The sequence below is a fragment of the Paraburkholderia dilworthii genome, from assembly GCF_000472525.1.
Classification (GTDB): Bacteria; Pseudomonadota; Gammaproteobacteria; order Burkholderiales; family Burkholderiaceae; genus Paraburkholderia; species Paraburkholderia dilworthii.
This window is the reverse complement of the sequence record NZ_AWZT01000013.1, coordinates 104,075-129,383: the sequence shown is the minus strand read 5'-3', so window position 1 is coordinate 129,383 and position 25,309 is coordinate 104,075. Positions and strand designations below refer to the sequence as shown.

Below are 25,309 nucleotides of genomic sequence, written 5' to 3'. Positions count from 1 at the left end.
GTCAATTGACGTCATCAGGGATTACGATCAGCTTGTCAGCCAGCGTTCACGGGCCTTGCGCGCGGCTGGCCGCTTGTCGCTGACGGTGAGCTTGTAGCGCGACGCCTCGGGGCCGTCCAGCTTGAGCTGCGCGGTGCGCAGTTCGTCGCGGCGGAATGCATGGACTTCCACCTTAGCGCCCGGCTGATAACGCGCGAGCAATGCGTCGAGATTCGAGCCCGTCACCCGCAGACCGTCGAGCGCGATCAGCACGTCGCCGGCGGAGAGCCCCGCTTTCTGCGCAGCGCTGCCTTCGTGGACCGCCGCCAGCGTACACTCCGCGCCGCCGCGCACACGCGCGCCGAGCGACGGCTTGCCGTTCTTGTCGGCCTCCGGAGCGATAGCGACACCGAACGGTTCCAACAGCGCTTCGAGCGGCAGGTCGCGCGTGCCGTGCACGGCTTGCGCGAAAAGCTCGCCCAGGTGCACGCCGGTCGCTTCGGCGAACAGCGCCTCGACCTCGTTTTCATCGACGCCGACCGCCTTGCCGCGATAAAAGTCACGGCCAAAGCGCTGCCAGAGCAGACGCATTACGTCGTCGAGAGATTTGCGATTGCCGGTCTGCGCGCGGATCGTCAGATCGAACGCGAGCGCAACGAGCGAGCCCTTCGTGTAATAGCTGACGATCGCGTTCGGCGCATTCTCGTCCTGCCGATAGTATTTGACCCACGCGTCGAACGAGCTTTCCGCGACGCTCTGCTTCAGGCGCCCACTGCCGCGCTGCACGCCGCCGATCACCTTGCCGAGCATACCCAGATAATCGTCGGGCGAAATCAGCCCGCTGCGCACGAGAATCAGGTCGTCGTAATAAGAGGTGAAGCCTTCGAACAGCCAAAGCAGCGACGTGTAGTTCTCGACGGAAAGGTCATATGGCGCGAACACCGCAGGCTTGATCCGCTTCACGTTCCACGTGTGGAAGTATTCGTGGCTGCACAGGCCGAGGTAGGTCCGATAGCCTTCCGTCAGCGCGTCGCGGCCTTGCACCGGCAGGTCGCCGCGATTGCAGATCAGCGCCGTCGAAGCGCGATGCTCGAGCCCGCCGTAACCATCGGTGACGGCTTGCGTCATGAACACATAGCGATCCACGGGCGCTTTCTTCGACTTCGGCTCGAAGAGTGCGATCTGGGCTTCGCAGACCCGCTTCAGGTCTGCGCTAAGCCGTGCCATGTCGAGCCCGATCACGCGCCCCGCGATCACGATGTCGTGCGGCACGCCGTGCGCGTTGAACGTCGATAACTCGAATTGGCCCAGCGTCACTGGATGATCGATCAACTCGTCGTAGTTCTGCGCGCGATATTCGCCGAAGCCGTAGCGCTTCGTGCCGCGCACTTCGGGCAGCGCGGTCGCAACGCGCCAATTGCGGTAGGCCGCGCCATCCGGCCTCTGGATATCGACCACGCACTGCGCTTGCTCGTGACCGAGCGGCGACAGGAACACGCTCGTGCCGTTGAAAAAACCCGTGGTGTCGTCCAGATGCGCCGCGCGCACCGACAGATCCCACGCGTAGACCTCGTAGCGCAACGTCAGCGCGCCCTTTACCGGCGCCGCTTGCCATGTGTGCTTGTCGATTTTCTCGACACGCACCTTGCGGCCCGCATCGTTGAAGGCGCGCAGCATGACGATATTGCGCGCGAACTCACGCACCATATAGCTGCCGGGAATCCAGACCGGCAGCATGAAACGCTGGCCGGCGGCGTCCGGATCGGCGACGGTTACGGTGACTTCAAACAGGTGGGCGGCAGGTTGCTTAGGAACGATGGTGTAGCGGATCGGCTTCATCGGCGGCGATTGGGATTTTTTAAGGCGTGGATGTTGGGAGCTTGATGCGAAAGGAGGCGCCTTTTGCGCCTCCTCGTTTTGACGTGAACCGTGTGCTCAGTGGACGGCTGCCATTTCCTTGTCGAGCCGGTCGGCCGGCACTGCGCCAGGCAGACGGCGGCCGTCGGCGAGGAATACGGTCGGCGTGCCTTCCACGTTCATCGCATGCCCGAGCGCGAGGTTCTTGTCGATCGCGGCGGTGTCGCAGGTGCCTGCGGCCGTGGGCGCCTGATGGTTCTGCATCCACGACTCCCACGCCTTCGCGCGATCCGTCGAGCACCAGATCGACTTCGACTTGGCGGTCGAGTCCGGCGATAAAACCGGGTACAGGAACGTGTAAACCGTCACGTTGTCGATTGACTTCAGCGTGGTTTCGAGCTGCTTGCAGTACGGGCAGTTCGGGTCGGAGAACACCGCGATCTTGCGCGAGCCGTTGCCCTTCACCACCTTCACCGCGTTGGCAAACGGCAGACTTGCGAAGTCGATCCGGTTGGTTTCGGACAGGCGCGCTTCGGTCAGGTTCTTGCGCGTCTTCGTGTCGACCATGTCGCCGAGCAGCACGTAATCGCCGTTGGCGTCGCTATAAACAATCTGGCTGCCGAGGTTCACTTCATACAGGCCGGCAATCGGCGATTTCGTCACGCTCTTGATCGTCACGTCGGCGAGACGCGTTTGCAGCGTGGCCTTGAGTTTGTCGGTGGTCTGGTCGGCCTGCGCGGAGCAGCCGATGGTGACGGCCGCGATCGCGAGCATGGCGGCCGCCATGCGGAAGGTCTTTTTCATGCTGAATTCCTGGTTCAATCGCGCGTGGCGCGCGTTGGGCGTTCGTGCCGTTGCCCTTCCTTTGCATCGGGAGGCAGCGGCATATGTGCGTTCATGATACCTGTCTCATCGGCCTGGGATGCCGTGCCGCGTTGCAGCAGGATTGCAGTCCACTTCCTCAGCCGAGCGCGGCCGACACCAGCCAGCGCTTGATGAAGGGCTGCGCGCCGACGAAAGCCATGCCGCTGTTGCGCACGATCTTGGCCAACGGGCCGGGCACGGAGAACAGTTTTTGCAGTCCGTCGGTGGCGATCATCAGCGCGCGAATGTCTTCGCGGCGCGCGCGTTCGTAGCGCCGCAGCAGCACCATGTCGCCGAGATTGCGGAACGATTCCTTGCCGGCGACGGTATCGGCGAGCGCGGCGACATCTCGCAGACCGAGGTTCATGCCCTGCCCCGCGAGCGGATGGATCAGATGCGCGGCGTCGCCGACCAGCGCGACGCGCGGCGCCACGAGGCGGTCTACCGTTTGCAGCGCGAGCGGAAACCCCTGGGCGGGCGTCACGCAATCGAGGCCGCCGACCTGGCCACCGGTGACCCGCTCTACTTCCGCGGCGAGTTGCGCCGGATCGAGAGCGACCAATTGCTCGGCGTGCTCCGTGCGCGCCGACCAGACGAGCGACACGTGACCCTCCGGCATAGGCAGCAGCGCGATGATCTCGCCTTCCTTGAACCATTGGTACGCGGTCTCGCCATGCGGCTTTTCCGCCTTGAAGTTCGCGACCACGCCGGTCTGCCGGTAGTCGCTCCGATTCATCTTCGAGCCGATCTGCGCGCGCACCCACGAATGCGCACCGTCCGCGCCGACGACGAGATCCGCCGCGAGCACGCTGCCATTGGCGAGACCGACGCTTGCGCTGTCCGCAGTGAAGTCGAGCGCCTGCGCGCGGCTGTCGATCCACGTGAGATTCGGCTGGAAGCGCAGCGCCGCATCGAGCGCGCGCTCGATCACCGACGACTCGACGATCCACGCCAGTTGCGGCACCGAAGCCTGAAACGCGGAGAAGTGCAGCTCGGCATGGGCATCGCCATAGACGCGCATGTCGTACACCGGGCCGAGCCGCGACAGATCGAGCGCCTGCCAGACGCGCAAGCGTTCGAGCAACGCCTGCGAACTCGACGACAACGCGTACACCCGCGAGTCGAACGAAGCGCCGGGGGGCAGCGGCGCGCAAGCCTGCGCGAGCAGCGCGACGCGCAGTCCGCCTTGCGTGAGCGCAAGCGCCGCGGTCTTGCCGACCAGCCCGCCGCCGATCACGGCAGCATCGAAAGTCTGATGGTGTGCGTTCATCCGCGCATTATAGCCGCGGGGTTTGCGGGGGACCGACCGGGCGCGCAGCTTTCTGAAGCCACGTCAAGAAGCCGATTGGAACGGGTTACAATTACGCTTTCCGTGACAAAACCCGCCCAGAATCGTCGAGGCAACGCCCGCTCTGGTGTCGTGTCCCGCTCCGCTGCGTTTCCTTTGCCGCCAAACGCGAAGACTTCCCGAATCCTGCACACAGCGTCGAGCGCATCACGCAATTTACCGAATCACTGAAGGATTTCCATGAGCCTCAAATGCGGCATCGTCGGCTTGCCTAACGTCGGCAAGTCCACCCTGTTCAATGCGCTGACCAAGGCGGGCATCGCCGCCGAAAACTATCCGTTCTGCACGATCGAGCCGAACGTCGGCATCGTCGAAGTGCCGGACGCGCGCCTGAAGGCGCTCGCCGAAATCGTCAAGCCCGAGCGCATCCTGCCGGCGGTCGTCGAATTCGTCGACATCGCCGGTCTGGTGGCGGGCGCGAGCAAGGGCGAGGGTCTCGGCAACCAGTTCCTCGCGAACATCCGTGAAACGGACGCGATCACGCATGTGGTTCGCTGCTTCGAAGACGAGAACGTGATTCACGTGGCCAACAAGATCGATCCGCTGTCGGATATCGAGGTCATCAACACCGAACTGGCGCTCGCCGACCTGGCAACGGTCGAAAAGGCGCTCGCGCGTTATTCGAAGGCCGCCAAGTCGGGCAACGACAAGGAAGCTATCAAGAACGCCGCGGTGCTCGAAAAGGTGCGCGCTCAACTGGATCAGGCCAAGCCGGTCCGCGCGCTCGACCTGTCGGACGAAGAGAAGGCCACGCTCAAGCCGTTCTGCCTGATCACGGCCAAGCCGACCATGTACGTCGCGAACGTCAAGGAAGACGGCTTCAAGAATAATCCGCATCTGGACGCGGTTACGAAGTTCGCCGCGTCGGAAAACGCGCCGGTGGTCGCCGTGTGCGCGGCAATCGAAGCGGAAATCGCCGACCTCGACGAAGCGGACATGGAAGTGTTCCTCGCCGATATGGGCATGGAAGAGCCGGGTCTGAACCGCGTGATTCGCGCGGGCTTCAAGCTGCTCGGCCTGCAAACGTACTTCACGGCTGGCGTGAAGGAAGTGCGCGCCTGGACGATTCATGTCGGCGACACGGCGCCGCAGGCCGCGGGTGCGATCCACACCGACTTCGAGCGCGGCTTTATTCGCGCGCAGACAATCTCCTTCAATGACTACATCACCTATAAGGGTGAGCAAGGTGCAAAGGAAGCCGGCAAGATGCGCGCGGAAGGCAAGGAATACGTCGTGCACGATGGCGACGTGATGAACTTTCTGTTCAACGTGTAAGTCCGGCGCTCGCAACGAGCGCCTGCCGGCGGATGTATGGCCGCTCAGCCGCTCGCGGCTTTTGCCCGTTCCGCGCATGTCTCAAAGCCCGCTTCGCGCGGGCTTTGTGCTTTTCCGCTGGCTCTCCGAAGTGTCTGCGAACGGTCTGCCATCGATGCGGAGCGCGACGGCCTTTGTTCGCAACTCCACTTGTCGCGCCGCGCTAACCCGAACATTCCAATACCCGATCCAACCGCGCATGTTTCAATTTCATGACATGCGATGTTAAATTGCGGCATTCGGCGCCCGCCAAAAAGCGACGCCGGACTGTCATCGAACACAAATAGAATCGCGCGATTCGCAGTTGCGCCCCTTCCGTACCATCTTTCACGGGATCGGAGTGGGCGCTAAAGCGCCAATTACGATCGACTGCTTTGCATGGAGACAAATCGATGAGTTTGAAGCCGCTGTTCCGTTCGCTTTCTGTTGCCGCCGTGTTGAGTGTCGGCACTATCGGCATTAGCCAGCCGGCCCAGGCCGCCACGGAAATCCAGTTCTGGCACGCAATGGAAGCCGCGCTAGGCGAACGTCTGAACGACATCGCGAACGCGTTCAACGCGTCGCAATCCGATTACAAGATCGTGCCGGTGTTCAAAGGCACCTACGACCAGACGCTTGCCGCCGGCATCGCCGCTTATCGCAGCGGCAACGCGCCGGCCATTTTGCAGGTCTACGAAGTCGGCACCGCGACGATGATGCAGGCAAAAAAGGCCGTCGTCCCCGTCTCCGAAGTGTTCAAGCAAGCCGGTGTGCCGCTCGATGACAAAGCGTTCGTGCCGACCATCGCCAGCTATTACAGCGATGCCAGAAGCGGCCAGCTGATCTCGATGCCGTTCAACAGTTCGACGCCGGTGCTCTACTACAACAAGGACGCCTTCAAGAAAGCCGGCCTCGATCCGAATCAGCCGCCGAAGACGTGGGCCGAACTGCAGGTCGACGCGCAGAAGCTCAAGGCGTCGGGCATGGCGTGCGGCTATTCGTCGGGCTGGCAGAGCTGGATTCAGTTGGAGAACTACAGTGCGTGGCACGGCTTGCCGTTTGCGTCGAAGAACAATGGTTTCGACGGCGCGGATGCGCAGCTTGAATTCAACAAGCCGCAGCAGGTCGCGCACATCCAGTTCCTGCAGAACATGCAAAAGGAAGGCACGTTCACCTATGCTGGCCGCAAGGACGAACCGATCTCCAAGTTTTATAGCGGCGACTGCGGGATCATTACTAACTCGTCGGGCTCGCTTGCCACCATCAGGAAATTCGCCAAGTTCAACTTCGGCACCGGCATGATGCCTTACGACGCAAATGTGAAGGGCGCGCCGCAGAACGCGATCATCGGCGGCGCGAGCTTGTGGGTGTTGGCGGGCAAGGATCCGGCCGTCTACAAAGGCGTAGCCAGGTTCCTGTCGTATCTGTCGTCGGCGCCGGTCGCAGCGAAGTGGCATCAGGACACGGGCTATCTGCCGGTCACGACCGCCGCATATCAGTTGACGCAGCAACAAGGCTTCTACGAGAAGAACCCCGGCAGCGACACCGCCATCAAGCAGATGCTCAACAAGCCGCCCCTGCCGTACACGAAGGGCTTGCGTCTGGGCAACATGCCGCAGATCCGCACGATCATCGACGAAGAGCTCGAACAGGTGTGGGCTGAAAAGAAGACGCCGCAACAGGCGCTCGACTCGGCGGTTTCGCGTGGCAACGAATTGCTGCGACGCTTCGAGAAAGCGGGCAGCTAAGCGCAGCAAGCAGCCCGCGCGGCCTGTCCAGCAATAGGGATATAAAACCGCGGCCAGGTGCAAAAGAAGCATCAAGCAAGTCGGCAGGGTTTCGGCGCACTCGCGTCGGGACCCGCTTGCAGCAAAACCCTTGGAATTCTTCGATGGAAAAGCGCTCCCGCTTCGGCACCAGCCTGCTGCCCTACCTGCTCGTCGCGCCGCAACTGGCGATCACGGCGCTGTTTTTTCTGTGGCCGGCGGGCGAAGCGCTGTGGCAATCCACGCAAAGTCAGGACGCGTTCGGCACGTCGAGCGAATTCGTCGGGCTCGCAAACTTCAGGCAGCTATTCGCCGATCCACTTTACCTGTCGTCGTTCAATACGACGCTGATTTTCTGTGCGCTCGTCACGGTGTCGGGCCTCGTGATTTCGCTGCTGCTGGCCGTCTGCGCGGATCGCGTGACGCGCGGCGCGAAGGCTTATCAGACGCTGCTCATCTGGCCGTATGCAGTTGCACCCGCAATTGCCGCCGTGTTGTGGTCGTTCCTGTTCAATCCGAGTATCGGCCTCGTCACGTTTGCGCTCGGGAAGTACGGCATCGTGTGGAATCACGCTTTGAACGCGGGCCAGGCGATGTTTCTCGTCGTGCTCGCGTCGGTGTGGAAACAGGTCAGCTATAACTTCCTGTTCTTCTACGCAGGCTTGCAGGCGATTCCGCGCTCGCTGATCGAAGCCGCGGCCATCGACGGCGCCGGCCCCGTGCGGCGCTTCTTCGGCATCGCGCTGCCGCTACTGTCGCCGACGAGCTTCTTCCTGCTGGTCATCAACATCACCTATGCATTCTTCGACACGTTCCCCGTGATCGACGCCGCGACGGGCGGCGGCCCCGCACAATCGACCCGCACGCTCATCTACAAGATTTTCGCGGAAGGCTTCCAGGGACTCGACATCGGCAGCTCGGGCGCGCAGTCCGTGATTCTGATGGTGATCGTCGTCGCGTTGACGGTCGTGCAATTCCGCTTTATCGAACGCAGGGTTCAATACTCATGATCGAAAACCGCCGCGGTTTCGACCTCTTCTGCCACGCGGTGCTGATACTCGGCGTCGCGCTGGTCGTGTTTCCGGTGTATGTCGCGTTCTGCGCGGCGACCATGAGCGAGCATGAAGTATTCAGCGTGCCGCTTTCGCTGGTGCCCAGTTCGCATCTGTTCGAAAACATCGCGACGGTCTGGGCGCACGGCAGCGGCAACGCGGCCGCGCCGTTCGGGCGCATGCTGTTCAACAGTCTCGTGATGGCGCTTGCCATTGCCATCGGCAAGATCGCCGTGTCGATGATCTCCGCATTTGCGATCGTGTTCTTCCGCTTTCCGTTGCGCAACCTGTCGTTCTGGCTGATCTTCATCACGCTGATGCTGCCGGTCGAAGTCCGGATCTTCCCGACCGTGCAAGTCGTCTCGTCGATGCATCTGAGTAATACGTATAGCGGTTTGACGCTGCCGCTGATCGCGTCGGCCACCGCGACGTTCCTGTTCCGCCAGTTCTTCATGACGCTGCCCGACGAGTTGATGGAAGCGGCGCGCATCGACGGGGCGAGCCCAATGCGCTTCTTCTGGGACGTCGTGCTGCCGCTGTCCAGGACGAACATGGCGGCGCTTTTCGTGATCACGTTTATTTACGGCTGGAATCAGTATTTGTGGCCGATTCTGATCACGAGCCAGCAGTCGCTGACAACCGCCGTGGTGGGTATCAAAAGCATGATCGCCTCGGGCGACACGGCAACGGAGTGGCATCTGGTCATGACGGGAACGCTGCTCGCGATGCTGCCGCCGCTCGCCGTGGTGCTCACCATGCAGCGCTGGTTCGTGCGCGGTCTCGTAGATGCCGAGAAATGATCCGCGCCGCGCCCGGCAGACCAGCACACCAACGCACCCACGCCGCACAGGCAACAGATAAACGACACGCAAACGAAGGGCTAGAACCGCATGGCTGCACTGACACTGCAAGGCGTTAAAAAAACCTACGACGGCAAACAGTTCGTGTTGCACGGCATCGACGTCGATGTGAACGACGGCGAGTTCGTCGTGATGGTCGGCCCGTCGGGTTGCGGTAAATCCACATTGCTGCGGATGGTCGCGGGGCTTGAGCGAATCTCCGAGGGCAGTATCTCGATCGCCGGCAAAGTGGTGAACGGGCTGGAGCCGAAAGATCGCAACATCGCGATGGTGTTTCAGAACTACGCGCTCTATCCGCATATGAGCGTCGCCGAGAACATGGGCTACGCATTGAAGATCGCGGGCGTGGAGCGAGCGCAGATCGCGCAGCGCGTCAACGCCGCCGCGCGGATTCTCGAACTCGAACCGCTGTTGCAACGCACGCCGCGCGAGTTGTCGGGCGGGCAGCGTCAGCGTGTGGCGATGGGACGTGCGATCGTGCGCGAACCCGCTGTGTTTCTGTTCGACGAGCCGCTGTCCAATCTCGACGCGCGTCTGCGTGTACAAATGCGGCTCGAAATCCAGCGTCTGCACGCGCGGCTCGCGACCACCAGCCTCTATGTGACGCACGATCAGATCGAAGCCATGACGCTGGCGCAACGCGTGATCGTGATGAACAAGGGTCACGCCGAACAAATCGGTGCGCCGACCGAAGTCTATGAGCGGCCGGCAACCGTGTTCGTCGCCGGCTTCATCGGTTCGCCGGGTATGAATCTGCTCGAAGGCCGCGTGTCCGATGACGGTTGCACTTTCGATGTGGCCAGCAACGGTCCGCAACTGCCGCTCGCCGGCGTCGTGTCGATTGGCCGCGAAGTCGCCAAAGGACGCGAGTGGACGCTGGGCATTCGTCCGGAGCACATGAGCCCCGGCCAGACGGAGGCGCCGCAGGCAACGCTCACCGTCGATTCATGCGAGTTGCTCGGCGCGGATAATCTCGCGCACGGACGCTGGGGCAAGCACGACGTCACCGTGCGTTTGCCACACACGCACCGGCCCGCGGCCGGCGAGACGCTGCAAGTCGCGTTGCCCGCGCGGCATCTGCATTTCTTCGATCCGGCGAGCGGGCGGCGGGCGAACTGACTTCGCGCGTAAGCTCGCGCGCCTCACGACAACAAAAAACCGCAAAGACCATGAAAGGCATTCGCCCGAAAACCGCTGCCTGCCGCGTATCCGTTGCAGCCGCGCTGTTCGTGGCGCTGTCCTTGAGCATGTCGGCGGCGTTGGCATACGTCTCTCCAGGCACGACGCCCAACGAAGCCGACCTCAGCAATCACAACACCTACACCAATCGCGACGGCAACGCGGTCCACGCGCCGGCCCGCTCGCTCTCGGGCAAGGCGCCTGACGGCGCGACGGCGCGGTGCCGCGACGGCACTTACAGTTTCAGCCGGCATCATAGCGGCACCTGTTCGCGGCACGGCGGCGTAGCCAGCTGGCTGTAAATCGCGGCGATCCGGGCCGGGCAGGTAAACTGCGCAAGCCCCACTGCCGCCGCGTCCTCGCGCCGAAGTACAATGCCATCTGCACACGGCCCGCGCGCGGCCGTCGTTGAGCTGTACACCGCGCTCGACGCCGCGCCGGCCGGCGCCGGGCACTCCGGCCGGCCATGACATCGCCGTGACACCGCAGTGATACCGGTTACCCATTCACCCACGACTGCCCGCCCACTCGCGGCCGGCGTCGCCAACGTCTCGCAAGCAAATGGCCCAATACGTCTTCACCATGAATCGGGTCGGCAAGATCGTGCCGCCCAAGCGTCAAATCCTGAAAGACATCTCGCTGTCCTTTTTCCCTGGCGCGAAGATCGGCCTGCTCGGCCTGAACGGCTCGGGCAAGTCGACACTGATCCGCATCATGGCCGGTGTGGACAAGGACATCGAAGGCGAAGCCACGCCGATGCCGAACCTGAACATCGGCTATCTGCCGCAGGAACCGCAGCTCGATCCGAACAAGACGGTGCGCGAAACCGTTGAAGAGGGTCTCGGCGACGTGTTCAACGCGCAGAAGAAGCTCGACGAAATCTACGCGGCCTACGCTGAGCCGGACGCGGACTTCGACGCGCTCGCCGCCGAACAGGCAAAGTACGAAGCGATCCTCGCAACAACCGACGGCGGCAGCGCCGAACAGCAGATCGAGATTGCCGCCGACGCGCTGCGCCTGCCGGCATGGGACGCGAAGATCGAACATCTGTCGGGCGGCGAAAAGCGCCGCGTTGCGCTGTGCAAGCTGCTGCTCGAAAAGCCGGACATGCTGCTACTCGACGAGCCGACCAACCACCTGGACGCCGAATCGGTCGACTGGCTCGAACAGTTCCTCACGCGCTTTCCGGGCACCGTCGTCGCGGTCACGCACGATAGGTACTTCCTCGATAACGCCGCCGAGTGGATTCTCGAACTCGACCGCGGCCACGGCATTCCGTGGAAGGGCAACTACAGCAGCTGGCTCGATCAGAAAGAAGAGCGCCTGAAGCTGGAAGAGTCGTCGGAATCGGCGCGTCAGAAGGCGATCAAGAAGGAACTGGAGTGGGTGCGCCAGAACCCGAAGGGCCGTCAGGCGAAGTCGAAGGCGCGTATCGCCCGCTTCGAGGAACTGAACAGCCAGGACTATCAGAAGCGCAACGAAACGCAGGAAATCTTCATCCCCGTCGGCGACCGCCTCGGCAATGAAGTGATCGAGTTCAAGAATGTCAGCAAGTCGTATGGCGACCGTTTGCTGCTCGACAACGTCAGCTTCAAGATTCCGGCGGGCGCCATTGTCGGCATCATCGGTCCGAACGGCGCGGGTAAGTCCACGCTGTTCCGCATGCTGACCGGACGCGAAGAGCCGGATTCGGGCGAGATCGTGAAAGGCCCGACCGTGAAGCTCGCGTACGTGGATCAAAGCCGCGACGCGCTGGATTCTTCGAAGACCGTATTCGAAGAGATCTCCGGCGGTGCGGATGTGCTGACCGTCGGCAGGTACGAGACGCCTTCGCGTGCTTATATCGGCCGCTTTAACTTCAAGGGTGGTGATCAGCAGAAGATCGTCGGCAATCTGTCGGGCGGCGAGCGCGGCCGTTTGCATCTCGCGAAGACGCTGATCGCGGGCGGCAACGTGCTGCTGCTCGACGAACCGTCGAACGATCTCGACGTCGAAACGCTGCGCGCGCTCGAAGACGCATTGCTGGAATTCGCCGGCTCGGTGATGGTCATTTCGCACGATCGCTGGTTCCTCGACCGGATCGCCACGCACATTCTCGCGTTTGAGGGCGATTCGCAAGTGACGTTCTTCGACGGCAATTACCAGGAGTATGAAGCGGACAAGCGCGCACGCCTGGGCGAAGAAGCCGCGCGTCCGAAGCGTCTGCGTTATAAGCCGATTACGCGTTAAACCTCGCCGCACCTGGGAGTAACCGCAGCTTGCCCGTCGGGAGACGGGTGGGTTGCGTTGCGGCCGTCTGCATCAGCGCGGCCTGCGCTTCCTTATCTCCTTTTGTGCAGGCAGCGTCGTCGCGCTGCTCGCGATTCGCTCAGCAGCGAACATCACGTCCATAGCGGCTACAAACGCCAAACCTCGGCGGCTGACGACACGGCATGCGCATTGCTGACCCGGCGTGTTATCTATCGTCCGCGCGCGAACGGGCCAGGAAGGCGCGCAGTTGCAGCCACGCCGTGCATTGCGGCGGCCAGGAGGAGGTGGACATGTCGATGTCGAAGGGCCAACGCTGGGTCGTTGCCGTGGGCAGCGCGCTGGTCTTGCTCGTCGTCATTGCGCTCGGCGTGCTGCAATACGCGCAGCGCGAAGTGAAAGAGCGCGTAGTGGCCGCGCTCGGTCCGCTGGGTAGCGCGCAGAGCATCGATGTCGGCCTGACCTCGGTCCATCTCAGCAACGTTGTGTCGAAGGCGCCACCGGGATGGCCGGCCGGCGATCCGTTGCGAGCAGACGAAATCGTGCTCACGCCGGATATCCGCGATCTGCTCGCGCGGCGCATGCATATTCGCAGCGTTGTAGTGCGCGGTTTCGATATGGCGGTGCTACGCACTCAGAGCGGCGCGATCCGTCTGCTGCCGAATCTGCGCCAGTCGGTCGCCAGCGCAAATGATGACGCGAGCGGCGCCGCAGCGAACTCCGCGCCGCGCGAAAAACAGGTGGATCACATCAGCTTCGAGCAGGGCCGGTTCCATTTCTACGATATGACCGTCGGACCGCCTGCCTACAAGGTGACGGTAAGCAACGCAAATGCGACGGTCGACAATGTGCACTTGCCGGCGCTCGCTGAGCCGACCAACGTGAATGTCCGCGGCACGATCCAGGGCCCGTCGCACACGGGCACGGTCACATTCGGCGGATGGATCAAGATCGCCAGCAAGGATTCGCAAACGACGAGCACACTGCGCGGCGTCGACGTCGTGATGCTCGATCCGTATCTCGTAAAGAAAGCCGGAGCGCAGGCGCAGGTGACGGGCGGTACGGTCGACATGAGCATCGAGTCGTCGGTGCGCAACTATCAATTGCATGCGCCCGGCACGATAACGGTCCACGAGCTGCAACTGGCCGACTCCGGCAATCCGCTCGACACCTTCATGTCCATTCCGACAAAAGCCGCAGTCGCCGCATTGAAGACTCACAATGGCGACATTACGTTGCACTTCGTACTCGACGGCAACTTGCGTGACCCGAAATTCTCAGTGCAGGAAGGCTTGACGACCCGCATCGCCGCAGGCTTCGCGAAAGCGTTGGGCGTCAGTGTCGAAGGCGTGGCCAAAGGCGCGGGCGAAACCGTAAAAGGCCTCGGCAATGCTTTGAAGAATTTACTCGGGCAGTAGGCTTCGCGGTATGGGAAGCGCGTTGCGGTTAACGTCGATGCTGACGCTGCGGCCGATACCGACGCCACGCGGAAAAAGCACTAACTCGAATCGCTGGTCGTTCCCGCCCGCGCAGCGTCCGCCTCGTCAGAGCGGCAAGCCCAGTTCGCGCAGTTTCGCTTCTGTTTGCGCGGCGTTGGTGTGATGCACACCATGCCAGCCGAGTGCGGTGGCGGCCTCGGCGTTCTTCGGGTTGTCGTCGATAAACACGAGTTCACTCGGCTGCACGCCTGGCATTTGCGCGTCGATCCGTTCGCGCATTGCCGCGAAAATCGCCGGATCGGGCTTGACCAGCCCCACGCGACCCGATACGACGATATCCCGAAAGCGCCGCAGCACCGGATAATGCTCCCACGCATATGGAAACGTCTCCGCCGACCAGTTCGTCAGGCCGAAGAGCGGGACGTCTGCGGCTTCGAGCTTTTCCATGATCGCCACGCCCTCTTCCAGCACGCCGGCCACCATCTCGTGCCACCGCTCGTAGAACGCGCGGATCAGCGCTTCGTGATCGGGAAACTGCGCGACAAGCTCTTCCGTCGCCTCGGCGATCGGCTGGCCGCCGTCCTGGCGAATGACCCATTCCATCGAGCAGACGTGAGTCAGAAACCAGCGTCGCTCGGCTTCGTCGGCAATCAGTTGCCGGTAAAGATACTCGGGACTCCAGTCGATCAGCACGCCGCCGAAATCGAACACGACTGCCTTGATGGCCATGCGCTCTCCGTAGCTATGCGGTTGCGGTTACCGCGTTCAGATCGGCTGCGTGCGCAGCTCCAGCCACGCTTTCGCCTCGCCGGAAACATGGGGCGCGAGGCGCGCGCGCACCGTCTCGTGATAGGCATTCAGCCACGCGCGCTCGTCGTCGCGCAGCAGCGACAGGTCGAGACAACGCGTGTCGATCGGGCACAGCGTTAGCGTTTCGAACTTCAGGAAGTCACCGAATTCCGTCTGGACGGCCGGCACGTTCAGCACGAGGTTTTCAATGCGCACGCCCCACTTGCCCGGCCGATAAATGCCCGGTTCGACCGAGGTGATCATGCCTTCTTCCATCGCCGTCCACGGTTCGGCCGGCGCGTAGTGCGAGATGACTTGCGGGCCTTCGTGCACGTTCAGAAAATAACCGACCCCATGACCCGTGCCGTGACCGTAATCGGCGCCGGCTTCCCAGATCGGCGCGCGAGCGATTGCGTCGAGCATCGGCGAACGGATGCCGCGCGGGAACCTGGCACGCGACAAAGCCATCGTGCCTTTCAGCACGATGGTGAAATCGCGCCGCTGTTCGTCGCTGATCGTACCGATCGGGACGACGCGCGTGATGTCGGTGGTGCCGCTCAGATACTGCGCGCCGGAGTCGATCAGCAACAGGCCGTTGCCTTCGATCACCGAATGCGATTCGCTGGTGGCGCGATAGTGCGGCATCGCGCCGTTCGCGTTGAAGCCCGCAATAGTCGCAAAGCTCAGCGACACAAAGCCCGGACGACGCGCGCGTGCCGCCGTCAGACGTTCGTCGATAGTCAATTCGGTGATGGTCTCGCGACCAAGCGCTCTTTCGAACCAAGCGAAGAATTCCGCGAGCGCGGCGCCGTCCTGCTCCATCGTTTCGCGCACGTGCTTCGCCTCGGCCTCGGTCTTGCGCGACTTGAAGAAGGTGGACGGATTGAGCGCTTCGATCACCTTGACCGTCGACGGCACCGATTGCAGTGAGCCGTATGTGATACGGCGCGGGTCGATCAGCAGCGTGCTGCCGGCCGGCAACGCAGCGAGCGCGTCTGCGGCCTTCGCATACGGTTCGACGCTGACGCCGTCGCGCGCGAGGGCTTCGGCAAGTGCTTGCGGCACCTTGCCGTCGGCGATGAAAAGCGACGCGCTGTTTTCGCCGATCAGCGCGTGCGCGACGAAGACCGGGTTATAGCTGACGTCGGCGCCACGCAGATTCAGCAGCCATGCGAGGTCGTCGAGCGTGGAAATGAAGTGCGATTGCGCGCCCTTCTCTGCCATTGCGCGGCGAATCTGCGCGAGTTTTTCGGAACGCGCGACGCTCGCATGCGGCGCCGCGTGCTCGAACACGGCGGCACCGGGCAGCGATGGACGCTGCGGCCAGATTGCGTCGAACAGATCGACGTCGGTGCGCAGCTTCACGCCGCGCGCCGTGAGCGCTTGCGTCAGCGCCCGCGCCGCCGCCACGCCGAGCACGGCGCCGTCCACACCGACGGTGCCGCCTGACGCGACGTTTTCCGCGAGCCAGTCGAAATGCGGCGCGGTTTGCTGACCGCCGGTCATTTTCATGAGTTGAACGCCGGTGCCGGCCAACTGCGCGTTGGCCTGCTCCCAGTAGCGGCTGTCCGTCCAGACCCCGGCGAAGTCTGCCGTGACGACGAGCGTGCCCGCCGAGCCGGTGAAGCCGGAAAGCCATTCCCGGCCCTGCCAACGCCCAGGCAGATATTCGGACAAATGCGGATCCGCCGACGGCACGAGGTAAGCAGCGACGCCTTCGCGCGCCATCGCGCTGCGCAAGCTGGCGAGCCGTTCGGGAATGGGGAAGGTTTGGGGCAGTCGGGCATTCATGGAAGTCACCTGCAAATGTTCATCGACGGGAAAGCAAGCCGACCGTTACGGCGACGGCGATCATGGCGACGGCCGTGCAAACGGGCCATTCGAGCGTCTCACCGTCATGGAAAAGACCAATCACATTGCCGGCCATGCGCGCGACGCTCGCGCCCAGTACGCCGGCAAGCACTGCCACCCACAAGCGGGCGCGGCCCGAGCGGTTTAAGCGGTTCAAGCGGCGCAGCGGATGCAGCCACCACCCCGCGAAGCCAATTGCGGCTCCCAGCACTACGATTCCGGGCCAACCCATCAGCGGCCGGTCTCGCGCAGTTTCGGATTTGTCTCATAGGCGCGAGGCTCGACGACAGCTAGCATTTTTGTCTCTTTCTCAAAAAATCAGCACGGCGCTTTCCGCACAGCGGTTGAGTTTAGGGGTCGGGGTGATGTTAGGCAAGCTGTAGGCCTTACGGAACAGCCTGGTTTCTGGCCGTCGTCAAACTCAACGCGCGCATGCGAATCGCCCTCATCGAGCCGGACCCGAGACACGCCAAACTCGTCACACGGCTGATTTTCGCCGGCGGCCACGGGTGTCAGCACTTCACCAGCAGCGCCCCTTTTTTCGACCAGGCCGCCGATCAATTCTTCGATCTGCTGATCACCGAAAACTGGACCGGCGACCGTTCCGCCGAAGACGTGATTGCGAGCGCCCGGTCCATCCTGCCGAGCCTGCCCGTCATCGTGCTGATAACGGAGCCGCGCGAAAGCCAGATCGTCGCCGCGCTCCACGCCGGCGCCGACGACTGTCTGGCCAAACCGGTCCGCGGCCCCGAGATGCTCGCGCGCGTCGACGCGCTGCTGCGCCGCGCGGGACTGCGCCGGCCGCCCAACCGCCGGCACGACGTGATCCGCGGCTATGCGTTCGATACCGCCAACTTCGCGGTGACGTTCCGTCACCGCACGGCCATGCTGACACCGAAGGAGTTCCGCTTCGCGCTGCTGCTGTTCACGAATCTGTCGAGGCCCGTGTCGCGCGCACACATTCTCGAAACGGTGTGGGCGCGCCGCCGCGACGTAAAGTCGCGCACCGTCGACACGCACGCGTCGCGTGTGCGGTCCAAGCTCGAACTGCGCCCGGAATTCGGCTATTCGCTCACGCCGCTTTACGGTTACGGGTATCAGCTGGACGCTTTCGCGCCGGAAGCCCTTGCCGGTTCCAGTTGAGGCCTTGGTCCCGGCTGACGCGCGGCACAATGTAAGAATCGTGAAAACGCTATAATATTGGGCTAAACCATAGCGCTCCAGAATGCAGCTCCTAACGATCGGAATTAATCACCACACTGCGCCTGTCGCCTTGCGCGAACGCGTGGCGTTTCCGCTCGAACAGATCAAGCCCGCACTGGACACGTTCAAAAGCGTGTGGCTCGGAACCACATCCCGCTCGGCGCCCGAAGCAGCAATCCTGTCCACCTGCAATCGCACCGAGCTCTATTGCGCGACCGACGACCAGGCCGCGCGTGGAGCCGCGATTCAGTGGCTTTCCAGATATCACAACCTGCCCATCGAGGAACTCGCGCCGCACGTCTACGCGCTGCCGCAGTCAGAAGCCGTGCGCCACGCGTTTCGCGTCGCCTCGGGCCTCGATTCAATGGTGCTCGGCGAGACCCAAATCGTGGGGCAAATGAAGGACGCCGTGCGCACGGCGTCTGAAGCAGGCGCGCTCGGCACCTATCTGAACCAGTTGTTCCAACGCACGTTTGCCGTCGCGAAGGAAGTCCGCAGCACGACGGAAATCGGCGCGCAGTCGGTTTCGATGGCCGCCGCCGCCGTGCGGCTGGCTCAGCGGATCTTCGACAAGGTGTCGAACCAGCGCGTGCTGTTTATCGGCGCGGGCGAAATGATCGAGTTGTGTGCCACTCACTTCGCCGCGCAGCAGCCGCGTGAACTCGTGGTTGCGAACCGCACCGCGGAGCGCGGCACGCGGCTCGCCGAGCGCTTCAACGGCCGAGCCATTCCGCTGTCGGAACTGCCCACCCGCATGCACGAGTTCGACATCATCGTGTCATGCACGGCTTCCACCTTGCCGATCATCGGCCTGGGCGCAGTCGAGCGCGCGGTGAAAGCGCGCCGCCATCGGCCCATTTTCATGGTCGATCTGGCGGTTCCGCGCGACATCGAACCGGAAGTCGGCAAGCTCGAAGATGTGTTCCTGTACACCGTCGACGACCTCGGTGCAATCGTCCGCGAAGGCAATGCGTCGCGGCAGGCCGCGGTTGCGCAGGCCGAAGCGATCATCGAAACGCGCGTGCAAAATTTCATGCAGTGGCTCGAAGCACGCAGCATCGTGCCGGTTATCCGTCATATGCACACTCAAGCCGACGTGCTGCGCCGGGCTGAAGTCGAGCGCGCGCAAAAAATGCTCGCGCGCGGCGACGATCCGGCCGCGGTGATCGAGGCGCTTTCGCAAGCGCTCACCAACAAGCTGATTCACGGCCCCACCCACGCGCTCAACCGCGCGAGCGGCGAAAACCGCGACACGCTCATCGAGTTGATGAGCGGCTTCTACAAGCACTCAGGCTCCACTGAGCGTTAGCGGCGCGCACGCCGCCAGTCCGCGCCGCCGCAAGTGGCTCGTGACGTGCTTCTGACCCGGGCATCCGCCCACTTCCCTAGTTGTCGTCCTTGCCGGAGCCCGCTCCGATACCCGCCCGATGAAAACGAGCATGCAACGCAAGCTCGACCAGCTGACTACGCGGCTGGCCGAACTGAACGACCTGTTGAGCCGAGAGGACATCACAGCGAACCTCGACCAATACCGCAAGCTCACGCGCGAGCACGCCGAGCTCGGACCGGTCGTCGAGCAGTACGCGCTATGGCGCCAGGCCATGCACGACGCCGCCACCGCCCAGGAACTGTTGACCGATGCTTCCATGCGCGAATTCGCGGAAGAGGAAATTCGCGCGGCGCGCGACCGCATGGAACTGCTCGGCGGTGAACTGCAGAAAATGCTGCTGCCGAAAGACCCGAACGACGACCGCAACATCTTCCTCGAGATACGTGCGGGGACGGGCGGCGACGAGTCCGCGCTGTTCGCCGGCGATCTTTTGCGCATGTATCTGCGGTATGCCGAGCGTAATCGCTGGCAGGTCGAGATGATGTCGGCGAGCGAATCGGACCTGGGCGGCTATAAGGAAGTGATCGTGCGAATCGCCGGCGAAGCCGCGTATTCGAAGCTTAAATTCGAGTCCGGCGGCCACCGCGTGCAGCGGGTGCCGGCAACAGAAACGCAGGGCCGTATTCACACGTCCGCGTGTACGGTGGCCGTGATGCCGGAAGCGGACGAAATCGGCGAAGTCGAAATCAATCCGGCCGATCTGCGGATCGACACGTTCCGCGCGTCCGGCGCGGGCGGACAGCACATCAACAAGACGGATTCGGCTGTGCGCGTCACGCACTTGCCGACGGGAATCGTCGTCGAATGTCAGGACGACCGCTCGCAGCACAAGAACAAGGACCGCGCGCTGAAGGTGCTCGCGGCCCGCATCAAGGACAAGCAGTCGCACGAGCAGCAAGCGAAGGAAGCCGCGACGCGCAAGAGCCTGATCGGCTCGGGCGACCGCTCGGAGCGAATCCGCACCTACAACTTTCCGCAGGGACGTCTGACGGACCATCGGATCAATCTGACACTGTATCGCCTCGACGCGATCATGGACGGTGATCTCGACGAACTGATCGGTGCGCTCGTCAGCGAGCATCAGGCCGAGTTGCTCGCCTCGCTCGGCGACGCGGACTAAGCGCCGATGACGTCGAACGCGCCGGCCAATCGCAACGGTGCCGCTACGCCCGCCGCACTGTTGCGCGCCTCACCGCTGCCGCCGCTGGAAGCGCGGATTCTGCTCGCACACGTGCTCGGCTGGCGGCAAACGCAACTGATCACGCGCGCCGAGGAAGCGCTCGACAGCGGGTGCGTCGAGCGCTATCTGGCGTTGCAAGCGCGGCGCGTGGCCGGTGAGCCGGTGGCGCAACTCGTCGGCGTCCGCGAATTTTTCGGGCTCGAATTCGAGGTTACGCCGGATGTGCTGATCCCGCGCCCCGAGACCGAATTGCTGGTTGAAACGGCACTCACCGCGATGGAAAATCTCGCCCGCCCGCGCGTGCTCGATCTCGGCACGGGCACGGGCGCGATTGCTGTGGCAATTGCGTCGATGCGGCCCGATGCGCAAGTCAGCGCGCTCGATCGTTCGGCAGAAGCACTTGCGGTCGCCGCGCGCAACGCCGCGCGCCTCGTCGATCCGAAACGGCCCGGCGGCGCCGTGACGTTCACGCAGAGCGACTGGTACGGCTCGCTCGATGCGGCGCTGCGCTTCGATGTGATAGTGAGCAATCCGCCTTATATCGCGAGCGGCGATCCGCATCTGTCGCAGGGCGATCTGCGCTACGAACCGCGCGCCGCGCTCACCGACGAAGCCGACGGCATGAGCGCGATCCGCACGATCGCCGCGGGCGCGCCGGCGCATCTCGCTGCACATGGCGTACTGTGGGTGGAGCACGGCTACGATCAAGCCGAAGCCGTGCGCGAGCTTCTGGCTGCGCGAGGTTTCGCCGACGTGAGATCGGAACGCGATCTTGCAGGCATCGAACGGATCAGCGGCGGGCGGCTCGCTGGCTGAGGGAGCTTGGCGCGGACCGCCGCATCGGCCGCCGCAATCGTCGCCGCAATAGACGCAAAACGCAGGGCGACAAAGCGGCCGTCGGCCGGCGCGGGCGAAATCCGCTATCATTTCAGCCTATTCCCTACACATACCGGAACCGCAAGGTCAGTCATGGATACGCAACAACGCATCAAGCAAATCGTCGACGAAAACAACGTCGTGCTCTTCATGAAGGGCAGCGCCCAGTTCCCGATGTGCGGCTTTTCCGGTCGCGCAATCCAGATTCTGAAGGCATGCAACGTCAACGAGTTCAAGACGGTCAACGTGCTCGAAGACGACGAAGTCCGCCAGGGCATCAAGCAGTTCTCGAATTGGCCGACCATTCCGCAGCTTTACGTGAAGGGCGAATTCGTCGGCGGCTCGGACATCATGATGGAAATGTACGAATCGGGCGAACTGCAGCAACTCTTTGCCGCAACCTGAACGTCCACTTCAAAGCTGCTCTGAAAAGGCGCCGCGAGGCATGGAAACACGCGCTCCAATGCCCCGCCGGCTGATTGTCGCGATCACCGGCGCGACCGGCGCCATTTACGGCATCCGTCTGCTCGAGACGCTGCGCAAAGTCGGCGGCGTCGAAAGCCATCTGCTGATTTCCAGCGCCGGCTGGCTCAATATTCAGCACGAACTCAAGCTCGGCAAGGAAGACGTGCATCCGCTCGCGGATGTCGTGCACTCCGTGCGCGACGTCGGAGCAAGCATTGCGTCCGGTTCTTTCGCGACAGACGGCATGGTCGTCGCGCCGTGCTCGATGAAAACGCTCGCGAGCGTCGCGCATGGTTTCTCGGACAACCTGATTACCCGTGCCGCCGACGTCACGCTGAAGGAACGCCGTCGGCTTGTGCTGCTGGTGCGCGAAACGCCGTTCAACCTCGCACATTTGCGCAATATGACGGCCGTCACCGAAATGGGCGGCGTGATCTTTCCGCCCTTGCCTGCCTTCTACAATCAACCTGCCAGCATCGACGAGATGGTGGATCACACGGTAGCGCGCGTGCTCGATCTGTTCGCGCTCGGGCCGGCGTTGTCGCCCTCGTGGGCGGGATTGCGCGGCGCCGACGAGTAACCCTCGGACGAAATACGCCCACGGCTGAAAGAACGGGCGCGCTGAGAGTAGCGGGTTGCCAATCGTCGCCGCGGTTGCCAGCCGTGCCTGCTACAAACGACAGGCAACGGCACTCGCCGCCAACAATTACCAACAGTCGGAACACAATCAATTCCACTTTCGGCCATTTATCAAACGGCGGTGCGGCTCTATATTGGCAGCAACCGAACTTCCGATCGCGCCTCGCGGCCGCGCCGCTGCCATGAACCGCTTACCTTCGCTTTTCCTTTCCCACGGCGCGCCGACGTTGCCGATCGACCCGTCGCTGCCGTCCGCTGAATTCGCCGTGCTAAGCGCGCAGTTGCCGCGTCCTCAGGCCGTCCTGATGCTGTCCGCCCATTGGGGAACGGCGCAGCCGGTCGCAAGCACGTCGACGGAACCTGAGACCATCCACGATTTTTTCGGGTTTCCGCGCCAGCTCTATGAAATCCAGTATCCGGCGCCCGGTGCGCCCGATCTCGCGCGACGTGCGTCCGTTTTGCTCGGCGATAGCGGCATCCACGCCGACGTGCAGCCGCACGGCCTTGACCACGGCGCATGGGTGCCGATGCTGCTCATGTTTCCCGATGCCGATGTGCCCGTCGCGCAGTTGTCGATCCAGCCGCGCCTGGACGCGGAACACCATTTTCGCGTCGGCCGCGCGCTGCGCTCGTTGAGGGAGCAAGGCGTCATGGTGATCGGCTCCGGGCAGATCACGCACAATCTGCGCGCCGCCGATTTTTCGGCTCGGCCCGAGGACGCCGACCCCCGCGTCGCCGACTTCACCGACTGGTTCGAGACCAGGCTCGCCGCGCGCGACATCGACGAGTTGCTCGACTATCGCCGCCGCGCGCCGCACGCCGTGCTGATGCATCCGACCGACGAGCATCTGCTGCCGGTATTCGCAGCGCTCGGTGCCGCCGACGACGATTATTCGCTGACAGTTCAATCGCTTGGCACATACCAGCGTTCGCTCGCGATGACGAACTACGTGTTCGGGACCGCCGCGTGAGCGTCGGGGACGGCACGGTGCACGCGGCCGCAAGAGGCCGTAGAAGAACGAAAAAGCCCGCCTGAGCAGGACTCAGGCGGGCTTTTCATATTGCGTCGGACCTTTGGACCGCTCAACCGAAGGAGTGGACGGCGCAGCCAGCGTCTTAATGCGCGCCCATCCCCTCGAGGACTTCGTCGTGCGTCTGACGCTCTTCGAGATACTCAGAGCGGTAGCCGCTACGCACACCCCAGTAATAGAACACGAGCGAGAACGCGATCACCACCAGCATGTCCCAGCCGTACGGCAGAATGCCGTGGCCGCCGAACTCCTTGCTGCCGATCAGCGACAGAATCGCCATGATCGGCAGATACGCGACCAGCCACCACGCCGCCTTCAGATCGCGGCCCCAGCCGCCGAAACCCGACTTCGCCTGAAAGTAGAAGTACACCGGCAGCGCGACGACCATCAACAGGATGATTTCGCCCGTCAGCGGCCATTTCGCCCAATACAGAATCAGCGATGCGCAGACGAAGGCGAACGGCGCAATCACCTGCATGCCCGGAATGTGCAGCGGGCGCTCGAGGTCCGTCGCCGCGCGGCGCAGCGCCATCAGGCTGATCGGCCCCGTCAGATACGAAATCACGGTCGCGACCGAAATGACCGCCGCGAGCGAACTCCAGCCGCGGAAGAAAAACAGGAAGATGAACGAGACCAGCAGGTTGAACCACATCGCCGGACGCGGCACGCCGTAGAACGGATGCACGTTGCCAAAGATCTTCGGCATTGTGTTGTTGCGCTCCATCGCGTAAATCATACGCGTGGTGGTCGCCATGTAGGTCGTGCCGGTGCCGCTCGGGCTGACGAAGGCGTCGACGTACAGCAGAATCGCCAGCCAATTCAGGTTCAGCGCGATCGCCAGTTCCGCGAACGGTGAAGCGAAGTTGAAGTGGCTCCAGCCTTTCATCACGTCGGTCGGGCTCACCGCGCCGATATACGCGACCTGCAGCAGCACGTAGATCACGAGCGCGAGCAGAATGGAGCCGATCACCGCGAACGGCACGCTCTTCGCCGGATTGCGCGCTTCACCGGCAAGGTTGATCGGGCTCTGGAAACCGTTGAACGCGAACACAATACCGCTCGTCGCGACCGCGGTCAGTACAGCCGACCAGCCGTAGGGCGCGAACGTGCTCGCTTCGCCGAAGTTTTCCTTGTGAAAACCGGTCAGCATCAGGCCGAGGATCGTCGCGCCCGGAATGAGAAACTTGAAGATCGTGATGGCGGAATTGGCGCGCGCGAATAGTTTCACGCCCCAGTAATTCAGCAGAAAGTAAATGATCACGAGGGCTGCCGAGAGCAACAGCCCGTTCGTAGTTAACGATCCATCTACGAATAGAGCGTGCGCCCAGTCGTACGGCCAGGTGCTCATGTATTGAATGGATGCCTCGGCCTCGATTGGAATCACCGACACGATGGCGATCCAGTTGGCCCACGCGCTAATGAAGCCGACCAGCGCGCCGTGCGAATACCGCGCGTAACGTACCATGCCGCCCGACTCCGGGAACATCGCGCCCAGTTCAGCGTAGGTCAGTGCAATAGCCAGAATCACGACTGCGCCGATGATCCACGCGCAGATCGAAGCCGGGCCCGCGATTTTCGCGGCCTTCCACGCGCCGAACAGCCAGCCTGAGCCGATGATCGAACCCAAGCCGGTCAGCATGAGTGCGAACGGCCCGATGTTCCTTTGTATAGAACTTTTCACGTCTTCTCCTTTTTCAGAACCATGTCGGCACCCCAGACCTGCGCTTGTGACGCTGAAAACGGGTGGCACGCATGCATGCGCGGCGGTTATCCCAGTGGTGCAACCGGCGCGGGCGCGTAGTTTAACGGTTGCACCCGTCGCCTGCAGCGCAAGTAAGGGTTCTCCCTAGCAAAAAATCCGGCTACATAGCAAGCTTTGTAAGCAACTTTTTTGGGGCGCTATCGCGAAATTTTTGTAAAGTTGCCGACCGAGTGTTGACCTTCTCTCGAAATCGCCGTATAACGTTCGGGCAGGATTTCAAGCGGCGAGTGAATTGGTCT

At 62.8% G+C, this 25,309-nt stretch carries 22 protein-coding genes; 15 read left to right on the top strand and 7 right to left on the bottom strand.

What is annotated here, in order from left to right:
- Nucleotides 1-27: 27 nt before the first annotated feature.
- From F759_RS0114445 to F759_RS0114435, 3 genes are all read right to left on the bottom strand, one after another.
- Nucleotides 28-1,818, bottom strand: coding sequence for a M61 family metallopeptidase (locus F759_RS0114445; RefSeq protein WP_027800477.1), 1,791 nt, complete (start codon nt 1,816-1,818; stop codon nt 28-30).
- A 96-nt stretch (nt 1,819-1,914) separates the two neighbouring features.
- Complete coding sequence (locus F759_RS0114440; RefSeq protein WP_027800476.1) at nt 1,915-2,640, bottom strand: DsbC family protein; 726 nt, start codon at nt 2,638-2,640, stop codon at nt 1,915-1,917.
- Nucleotides 2,641-2,797: 157 nt separating this feature from the next.
- Complete coding sequence (locus F759_RS0114435; RefSeq protein ID WP_027800475.1) at nt 2,798-3,970, bottom strand: UbiH/UbiF family hydroxylase; 1,173 nt, start codon at nt 3,968-3,970, stop codon at nt 2,798-2,800.
- Between the two features lie 258 nt (nt 3,971-4,228).
- On the opposite strand from F759_RS0114435, the gene ychF reads away from it, so the two are divergent.
- From ychF to F759_RS0114395, 8 genes are all read left to right on the top strand, one after another.
- Complete coding sequence (gene ychF / locus F759_RS0114430; protein ID WP_027800474.1) at nt 4,229-5,323, top strand: redox-regulated ATPase YchF; 1,095 nt, start codon at nt 4,229-4,231, stop codon at nt 5,321-5,323.
- 431 nt (nt 5,324-5,754) lie between these two features.
- Complete coding sequence (gene ugpB / locus F759_RS0114425; RefSeq protein ID WP_027800473.1) at nt 5,755-7,089, top strand: sn-glycerol-3-phosphate ABC transporter substrate-binding protein UgpB; 1,335 nt, start codon at nt 5,755-5,757, stop codon at nt 7,087-7,089.
- A 143-nt stretch (nt 7,090-7,232) separates the two neighbouring features.
- Complete coding sequence (gene ugpA, locus F759_RS0114420) at nt 7,233-8,117, top strand: sn-glycerol-3-phosphate ABC transporter permease UgpA (protein WP_027800472.1); 885 nt, start codon at nt 7,233-7,235, stop codon at nt 8,115-8,117.
- Complete coding sequence (gene ugpE / locus F759_RS0114415) at nt 8,114-8,959, top strand: sn-glycerol-3-phosphate ABC transporter permease UgpE (protein ID WP_027800471.1); 846 nt, start codon at nt 8,114-8,116, stop codon at nt 8,957-8,959. The genes ugpA and ugpE overlap by 4 nt, the downstream gene beginning before the upstream one ends.
- A gap of 90 nt (nt 8,960-9,049) precedes the next feature.
- Nucleotides 9,050-10,138 carry a sn-glycerol-3-phosphate import ATP-binding protein UgpC gene (locus F759_RS0114410; RefSeq protein ID WP_027800470.1) on the top strand — a complete coding sequence of 363 codons (1,089 nt, stop codon included), beginning with the start codon at nt 9,050-9,052 and terminating at the stop codon, nt 10,136-10,138.
- 50 nt (nt 10,139-10,188) lie between these two features.
- Nucleotides 10,189-10,500, top strand: a complete 312-nt coding sequence (locus F759_RS0114405) for a DUF3761 domain-containing protein (protein WP_027800469.1) — start codon at nt 10,189-10,191, stop codon at nt 10,498-10,500.
- Between the two features lie 259 nt (nt 10,501-10,759).
- Nucleotides 10,760-12,427 carry an energy-dependent translational throttle protein EttA gene (gene ettA, locus F759_RS0114400; RefSeq protein ID WP_027800468.1) on the top strand — a complete coding sequence of 556 codons (1,668 nt, stop codon included), beginning with the start codon at nt 10,760-10,762 and terminating at the stop codon, nt 12,425-12,427.
- 311 nt (nt 12,428-12,738) lie between these two features.
- Nucleotides 12,739-13,863 carry a DUF748 domain-containing protein gene (locus F759_RS0114395; RefSeq protein ID WP_027800467.1) on the top strand — a complete coding sequence of 375 codons (1,125 nt, stop codon included), beginning with the start codon at nt 12,739-12,741 and terminating at the stop codon, nt 13,861-13,863.
- A 126-nt stretch (nt 13,864-13,989) separates the two neighbouring features.
- Here F759_RS0114395 and F759_RS0114390 read toward each other — a convergent pair whose 3' ends face one another.
- From F759_RS0114390 to F759_RS0114380, 3 genes are read right to left on the bottom strand one after another with little or no spacing between them, the layout of a single operon-like run.
- A complete protein-coding gene (locus F759_RS0114390; RefSeq protein ID WP_027800466.1) occupies nt 13,990-14,613 on the bottom strand; it encodes an HAD family hydrolase in 624 nt (207 codons plus the stop codon).
- 36 nt (nt 14,614-14,649) lie between these two features.
- Nucleotides 14,650-16,464, bottom strand: coding sequence for an aminopeptidase P family protein (locus F759_RS0114385; protein WP_027800465.1), 1,815 nt, complete (start codon nt 16,462-16,464; stop codon nt 14,650-14,652).
- A 19-nt stretch (nt 16,465-16,483) separates the two neighbouring features.
- Entirely contained in the window at nt 16,484-16,756 is a 273-nt protein-coding gene (locus tag F759_RS0114380; RefSeq protein ID WP_027800464.1) for a hypothetical protein, read from the bottom strand.
- 200 nt (nt 16,757-16,956) lie between these two features.
- Here F759_RS0114380 and F759_RS0114375 point away from each other — a divergent pair, with 200 nt between their 5' ends.
- From F759_RS0114375 to F759_RS0114345, 7 genes are all read left to right on the top strand, one after another.
- Nucleotides 16,957-17,667: a response regulator transcription factor gene (locus tag F759_RS0114375; protein ID WP_027800463.1), complete on the top strand. Its 711-nt coding sequence runs from the start codon at nt 16,957-16,959 to the stop codon at nt 17,665-17,667.
- 82 nt (nt 17,668-17,749) lie between these two features.
- Entirely contained in the window at nt 17,750-19,036 is a 1,287-nt protein-coding gene (hemA, locus tag F759_RS0114370; protein WP_027800462.1) for a glutamyl-tRNA reductase, read from the top strand.
- A gap of 118 nt (nt 19,037-19,154) precedes the next feature.
- Nucleotides 19,155-20,237, top strand: coding sequence for a peptide chain release factor 1 (prfA, locus tag F759_RS0114365; protein ID WP_027800461.1), 1,083 nt, complete (start codon nt 19,155-19,157; stop codon nt 20,235-20,237).
- Between the two features lie 6 nt (nt 20,238-20,243).
- Entirely contained in the window at nt 20,244-21,113 is an 870-nt protein-coding gene (gene prmC / locus F759_RS0114360; protein WP_027800460.1) for a peptide chain release factor N(5)-glutamine methyltransferase, read from the top strand.
- A 153-nt stretch (nt 21,114-21,266) separates the two neighbouring features.
- A complete protein-coding gene (gene grxD, locus F759_RS0114355) occupies nt 21,267-21,578 on the top strand; it encodes a Grx4 family monothiol glutaredoxin (RefSeq protein WP_027800459.1) in 312 nt (103 codons plus the stop codon).
- 40 nt (nt 21,579-21,618) lie between these two features.
- Entirely contained in the window at nt 21,619-22,218 is a 600-nt protein-coding gene (locus F759_RS0114350; protein WP_027800458.1) for a UbiX family flavin prenyltransferase, read from the top strand.
- A 241-nt stretch (nt 22,219-22,459) separates the two neighbouring features.
- A complete protein-coding gene (locus F759_RS0114345) occupies nt 22,460-23,248 on the top strand; it encodes a DODA-type extradiol aromatic ring-opening family dioxygenase (RefSeq protein ID WP_027800457.1) in 789 nt (262 codons plus the stop codon).
- A gap of 145 nt (nt 23,249-23,393) precedes the next feature.
- Here F759_RS0114345 and F759_RS0114340 read toward each other — a convergent pair whose 3' ends face one another.
- Entirely contained in the window at nt 23,394-24,989 is a 1,596-nt protein-coding gene (locus F759_RS0114340) for an APC family permease (RefSeq protein WP_027800456.1), read from the bottom strand.
- Nucleotides 24,990-25,309: the final 320 nt, after the last annotated feature.

What these genes read in the sequence shown, in the direction of transcription:
- F759_RS0114445 (WP_027800477.1), bottom strand. Translation starts at nt 1,818, where the DNA reads ATGAAGCCGATCCGCTACACCATCGTTCCTAAGCAACCTGCCGCCCAC.
- F759_RS0114440 (WP_027800476.1), bottom strand. Translation starts at nt 2,640, where the DNA reads ATGAAAAAGACCTTCCGCATGGCGGCCGCCATGCTCGCGATCGCGGCC.
- F759_RS0114435 (WP_027800475.1), bottom strand. Translation starts at nt 3,970, where the DNA reads ATGAACGCACACCATCAGACTTTCGATGCTGCCGTGATCGGCGGCGGG.
- ychF (WP_027800474.1), top strand. Translation starts at nt 4,229, where the DNA reads ATGAGCCTCAAATGCGGCATCGTCGGCTTGCCTAACGTCGGCAAGTCC.
- ugpB (WP_027800473.1), top strand. Translation starts at nt 5,755, where the DNA reads ATGAGTTTGAAGCCGCTGTTCCGTTCGCTTTCTGTTGCCGCCGTGTTG.
- ugpA (WP_027800472.1), top strand. Translation starts at nt 7,233, where the DNA reads ATGGAAAAGCGCTCCCGCTTCGGCACCAGCCTGCTGCCCTACCTGCTC.
- ugpE (WP_027800471.1), top strand. Translation starts at nt 8,114, where the DNA reads ATGATCGAAAACCGCCGCGGTTTCGACCTCTTCTGCCACGCGGTGCTG.
- F759_RS0114410 (WP_027800470.1), top strand. Translation starts at nt 9,050, where the DNA reads ATGGCTGCACTGACACTGCAAGGCGTTAAAAAAACCTACGACGGCAAA.
- F759_RS0114405 (WP_027800469.1), top strand. Translation starts at nt 10,189, where the DNA reads ATGAAAGGCATTCGCCCGAAAACCGCTGCCTGCCGCGTATCCGTTGCA.
- ettA (WP_027800468.1), top strand. Translation starts at nt 10,760, where the DNA reads ATGGCCCAATACGTCTTCACCATGAATCGGGTCGGCAAGATCGTGCCG.
- F759_RS0114395 (WP_027800467.1), top strand. Translation starts at nt 12,739, where the DNA reads ATGTCGATGTCGAAGGGCCAACGCTGGGTCGTTGCCGTGGGCAGCGCG.
- F759_RS0114390 (WP_027800466.1), bottom strand. Translation starts at nt 14,613, where the DNA reads ATGGCCATCAAGGCAGTCGTGTTCGATTTCGGCGGCGTGCTGATCGAC.
- F759_RS0114385 (WP_027800465.1), bottom strand. Translation starts at nt 16,464, where the DNA reads ATGAATGCCCGACTGCCCCAAACCTTCCCCATTCCCGAACGGCTCGCC.
- F759_RS0114380 (WP_027800464.1), bottom strand. Translation starts at nt 16,756, where the DNA reads ATGGGTTGGCCCGGAATCGTAGTGCTGGGAGCCGCAATTGGCTTCGCG.
- F759_RS0114375 (WP_027800463.1), top strand. Translation starts at nt 16,957, where the DNA reads ATGCGAATCGCCCTCATCGAGCCGGACCCGAGACACGCCAAACTCGTC.
- hemA (WP_027800462.1), top strand. Translation starts at nt 17,750, where the DNA reads ATGCAGCTCCTAACGATCGGAATTAATCACCACACTGCGCCTGTCGCC.
- prfA (WP_027800461.1), top strand. Translation starts at nt 19,155, where the DNA reads ATGAAAACGAGCATGCAACGCAAGCTCGACCAGCTGACTACGCGGCTG.
- prmC (WP_027800460.1), top strand. Translation starts at nt 20,244, where the DNA reads ATGACGTCGAACGCGCCGGCCAATCGCAACGGTGCCGCTACGCCCGCC.
- grxD (WP_027800459.1), top strand. Translation starts at nt 21,267, where the DNA reads ATGGATACGCAACAACGCATCAAGCAAATCGTCGACGAAAACAACGTC.
- F759_RS0114350 (WP_027800458.1), top strand. Translation starts at nt 21,619, where the DNA reads ATGGAAACACGCGCTCCAATGCCCCGCCGGCTGATTGTCGCGATCACC.
- F759_RS0114345 (WP_027800457.1), top strand. Translation starts at nt 22,460, where the DNA reads ATGAACCGCTTACCTTCGCTTTTCCTTTCCCACGGCGCGCCGACGTTG.